The sequence below is a fragment of the Streptomyces durocortorensis genome (genome assembly GCF_016901035.1).
Taxonomy (GTDB): Bacteria; Actinomycetota; Actinomycetes; order Streptomycetales; family Streptomycetaceae; genus Streptomyces; species Streptomyces durocortorensis.
In genome coordinates, this window is record NZ_JAFEUF010000383.1 from 1 (window position 1) to 4,329 (window position 4,329).

Annotated in this window: 4 protein-coding genes and 1 pseudogene; 2 read left to right on the top strand and 3 right to left on the bottom strand. The window is 70.3% G+C overall.

The features are described 5' to 3' along the window. Window positions 1-148: 148 nt before the first annotated feature. The gene (locus JS521_RS34205) at window positions 149-514 is read right to left on the bottom strand and encodes a YbjQ family protein (protein ID WP_010063720.1); all 366 of its coding nucleotides are present in this window, start codon (window positions 512-514) and stop codon (window positions 149-151) included. A gap of 152 nt (window positions 515-666) precedes the next feature. Here JS521_RS34205 and JS521_RS34210 point away from each other — a divergent pair, with 152 nt between their 5' ends. Next, entirely contained in the window at window positions 667-1,380 is a 714-nt protein-coding gene (locus JS521_RS34210; protein ID WP_205086771.1) for a DedA family protein, read from the top strand. Window positions 1,381-1,465: 85 nt separating this feature from the next. Here the strand turns inward: JS521_RS34210 and JS521_RS34215 are convergent, their stop codons facing one another. After that, entirely contained in the window at window positions 1,466-3,169 is a 1,704-nt protein-coding gene (locus tag JS521_RS34215; protein ID WP_205086772.1) for a threonine/serine exporter family protein, read from the bottom strand. A 211-nt stretch (window positions 3,170-3,380) separates the two neighbouring features. Next, the gene (locus JS521_RS34220; RefSeq protein WP_018959738.1) at window positions 3,381-3,875 is read right to left on the bottom strand and encodes an inorganic diphosphatase; all 495 of its coding nucleotides are present in this window, start codon (window positions 3,873-3,875) and stop codon (window positions 3,381-3,383) included. Between the two features lie 86 nt (window positions 3,876-3,961). Between JS521_RS34220 and JS521_RS34225 the strand changes: the two are divergent. After that, window positions 3,962-4,329, top strand: a pseudogene (locus tag JS521_RS34225) (D-alanyl-D-alanine carboxypeptidase/D-alanyl-D-alanine endopeptidase); the annotation flags it as partial.

Here is a 4,329-nt window from a genome sequence, read left to right on the forward strand (position 1 = left end):
GCCGGCGGGGGCGCGGGGGATTCGGGGGCCACCGGCCCACCCTAGGGCGGCAAAACGGATATATCGCCCAATGGCGGTCCGGGTGGCACCGCGTCACACCGTGCGGCCGACCGGCACTCGTCACACCGTGCGGCCGACCGGCGCCGCGTCACACCTTGCTGATCACCGCCGCCGTCCCGTACGCGCAGACCTCCGTACCCACGTCCGCCGCCTCGGTCACGTCGAAGCGCATCATCAGGACCGCGTTGGCGCCCCGGGCCCGCGCCTGCTCCACGAGCCGCTCCATCGCCTGGTTACGGGTCTCGACCAGTGTCTTCGTCAGCCCCCTCAGCTCGCCGCCGATCATCGACTTCAACCCGGCCCCGATCTGGCTGCCGAGGTGACGCGACCGGACGGTCAGCCCGAAGACCTCGCCGATGACCTGGGTCACCTGGTAGCCGGGTACGTCGTTCGTGGTGACGACCAGCACGTCCGCCTGGGCCGTCTGGCCACCGCCGAATTCCTCAATGCCCATGTTTGTGGCACCTCCTGTGATCAGCTTCGGGCCGCTTCCCAGGATGCGCATTCCCGCTGTGGGCCACTGGAACCACGGGCATCCATCGGGCGTTGATAGCTTGGGGCAGCCACAGAGCCGCCATCGCACCCCTCATCCTGGAGCCCGGACCCTTGAATACGCTTGCGCTCGGACCGAGCTGGCTGGACCCGGACTATCTGCTCAACACGTTCGGGCTCCCCGGCCTGCTCCTCATCGTCTTCGCCGAGTCCGGCCTCCTGATCGGTTTCTTCCTGCCCGGCGACTCGCTGCTGTTCACCACGGGTCTGCTGGTGACCACAGGACAGCTGAAGTACCCGCTCTGGCTGGTCTGCACGCTGATCGCGGTGGCCGCGATCGTCGGCGACCAGGTGGGCTATCTCTTCGGCCGCAAGGTCGGCCCGGCCCTCTTCAAGCGCCCCGACTCCCGTCTCTTCAAGCAGGAGAACGTCGAGAAGGCGCACGAGTTCTTCGAGAAGCACGGGCCGAAGTCCCTGGTCCTGGCGCGCTTCGTGCCCATCGTGCGTACGTTCACGCCGATCATCGCGGGCGTCAGCCGGATGAACTACCGCTCCTTCATCACGTACAACATCGTCGGCGCGATCCTCTGGGGCGTCGGCGTCACCGTGCTCGGAGCCCTCCTCGGCAAGATCGACTTCGTGCACGAGCACATCGAGATGATCCTCATCCTGATCGTGCTCATCTCCGTGGTGCCGATCGTGGTCGAGGTGCTGCGGGCCCGCAGCCAGAACAAGAAGGCCGCCGCGGCCGGGGCGCCGGAGGGCGACGGCTCCGGCCGCCCCCCGGGCCCCTCCTCCGGCCAGCGCGGCCGCCACGCCAAGCGCTGACCCCATGCCGTAGACGAACGGACGAGCGCCCCACCCCGGAGGTTTTGCGGGGTGGGGCGCTCGTGTACGTACGGTGGGCGCGGGCTCAGAACCCGCGGGTCCGCTTCGCCGCCCGCCGGCTCGCCCCGCCGATCGCTCCCGGCGCCCCCATGAACAGCCGAGAGATCTCGCTCCCCAGGTTCACCCCGATCGCGATGGCCAGCGCCGTCGCGACCGCCGTCGACAGCGAGGTGAGCCCGGTGTCCAGTTCGTTCTGCGCCACGCCCAGCAGACCGAAGTACGTTGCCGAACCGGGCAGCAGCGGCCCGATCGCCGCCGTGATGTACGGCAGCGAGGAGTGGAACCGGTAGCGCGAGAACAGCTGGCCGAACAGGCCCACCAGACCGGCCGCCACCGCCGTCGCCGCGACCGGCGAGATCTGCCCGGTCCGGGCCATCGCCCCGAAGATGATCCAGGCGACGCCGCCGTTCAGGGTGACCGCCAGCACGGTCGACCGCTCCTGCTGGAGCAGCACGGCGAACGCCAGGCTCAGCGCCATCGACGCCAGGATCTGCACCACCGGCTCGTTGTACGGCGTGAACCGGGCCTCGGGGTTGAGCTCCGCCCCCAGCTGCAGCCCCAGGTACAGGACGATCAGCACACCCGCGACGATCCCGATGAAGAAGTACATGACTTCGAGCAGCCGGGCCGATGCGGTGATGTAGTAACCGGTCAGCCCGTCCTGCACGCCCGCCACCAGCGCCCGCCCCGGCAGCAGCGCGAACAGCCCACCGGTGATCACCGCGGAGGGGCGGATGTCCGTCGAATGGGTCAGGGTCAGTGCGACGCCCAGTGCGGCGGGCGGCATCGCGGCCACCGTGAACTGGTAGAACTCCGGCAGCCCGCGCCCGGCGCACAGCCACGCCAGCCGGTCGCCGAGCATCGCGCCCGCCGCCGCCACCAGGAACACCAGGAACCCACCGCCGACCAGCACGGAGGCCGAACCCGCCAGCAGCCCGGCGGCCGCCGTCAGCACCCAGCCCGGGTACGGGTGACGGTTACGGCGGATCTCCGCCAGCCGCCGGTAGGCCTCCTCCAGCGACACCTCGGCGTCCGGGGTGGTGATGTCGTCGACCAGCCGGAACACCGCCGCCAGACGGGTGTAGTCGGTGCCCCGGCGGCGTACGGTACGGCTCGCCGTCACCGGGTCGTCGACCAGCGACGGCTGGTGCGAGATGGACAGCAGCGTGAACGTGACCGTCGGCTCGCTGCGGTCCAGGCCGTAGGACCGGGTCACCGCGAACATCGCCGCCTCGACGTCCTCGGCGCCCTCGCCGCCCGCCAGCAGCAGCTCCCCGATACGCAGCGTCAGGTCGAGCACGCGCGGCACGGCCGGACCCGTCTCGTCGTCGGTGCGCTGGATCGACTCGGCCGCCGGACGCTCGGTCACCGGCATCCGCAGCATCGTGCGCATCCGGTCCTGCCAGGGCGCCTCCTTGGTCAGCTTGACCATCGGAATGCCCTGCGCCGGAGTGAAGGCGGGCGGCGACTGCTGGGCCTTGTAGGTGCTCGGCGGAGTGAAAGCGGAACTCAGAGTGTCGGAGTTCGAACCGCTCCCGGAGCCCCCGCCCGAGCCGGCCGGACCGTGCGATTCCTGCTGGACCCCGCTCGGCATCGCGAACTCCGACGTCGGATGGTCCTCCTCGGGCGGCGACACCGGATGCATCGTCCCGGCAGGCGGAGCGAAAGCGCTCCGCGCCTCGTCGGACTGGGGCTTCTGGTCCTCAGGACCGCCCGATTCCGCCACCACTCGACCTCGCTCCTCCTCGACCGCATGTCCCTGGGATGCCTCTGGGACGCCTTTGCAGGGGTGTCCCGCCGCACGTCTGCCCAGTATGGCCACGGGCATGGGCGCCGCACGCGCGGGAGTGCGGACAGCGAAACGGGCGGCCCCCCCCCGAAGGTGTGCCGCCCGTTCGAAGACGGCCGTCCGGCTCACAAACGGAACCGGAAGAGGGACGTCAGTGCGCGCCGCCCTGCGCCTCAAGACGCTTGTACGAGGCCTCGATCTCGGCCTCCGCCTCGGTACGGCCGACCCAGTCGGCGCCCTCGACGGACTTGCCCGGCTCCAGGTCCTTGTAGACCTCGAAGAAGTGCTGGATCTCCAGCCGGTCGAACTCCGACACGTGGTGGATGTCGCGCAGGTGCTCCACACGAGGGTCGGACGCCGGGACGCAGAGCAGCTTGTCGTCGCCGCCCGCCTCGTCGGTCATCCGGAACATGCCGATGGCGCGGCACTTGATGAGGCAACCGGGGAAGGTCGGCTCGTCCAGGATGACCAGCGCGTCCAGCGGGTCGCCGTCCTCGCCGAGGGTGTTCTCGACGAAGCCGTAGTCGGCCGGGTAGCTGGTCGAGGTGAAGAGTCGACGGTCCAGGCGGATCCGACCGGTCTCGTGGTCCACCTCGTACTTGTTCCGCGAACCCTTCGGGATCTCGATGGTGACGTCGAACTCCACGGGTGGCTCCTCCATGATCAACACATACGACTGGTGATTAAGTGTCCCCCACGCAGAAGTGTGCTCGCGAAAGGGGCTGGTCAGCGGTGGCCGAGCAGGTGGAAGAACCGTCGATGCGCCCCTCGGACCCGCGGGGCGGGCCGAAGATCCTGACGAAGAAGCGCAACGGGGCGTACACCTGGCAGGTGATCGCAGGCTCCGCAACGCTCGGCCTGGTCGTCGCAACCGGCGCCGTCCTCGCCGCCGGCCCCTGGGACAACGGTCAGCGTAAGGCCGAGCGGCAGCTGGCAGTCGCCGCGGACCGTACAGGTGGCGCACATCACGGCCGCACCACGCCCGACGGCCCCCGCCCGGCCCCCAGCGCCGGGCGGGGGGGACGGCAGGGCCCCGCACTACCAGACCCCCGCCCAGCCCGCCACCCCGGCCCACCCCGCCCGGGGGCGGGGGGCCCCCC

Coding starts and splice junctions, on each gene's coding strand:
- JS521_RS34205 (WP_010063720.1), bottom strand. CDS start 514: ATGGGCATTGAGGAATTCGGCGGTGGCCAGACGGCCCAGGCGGACGTG.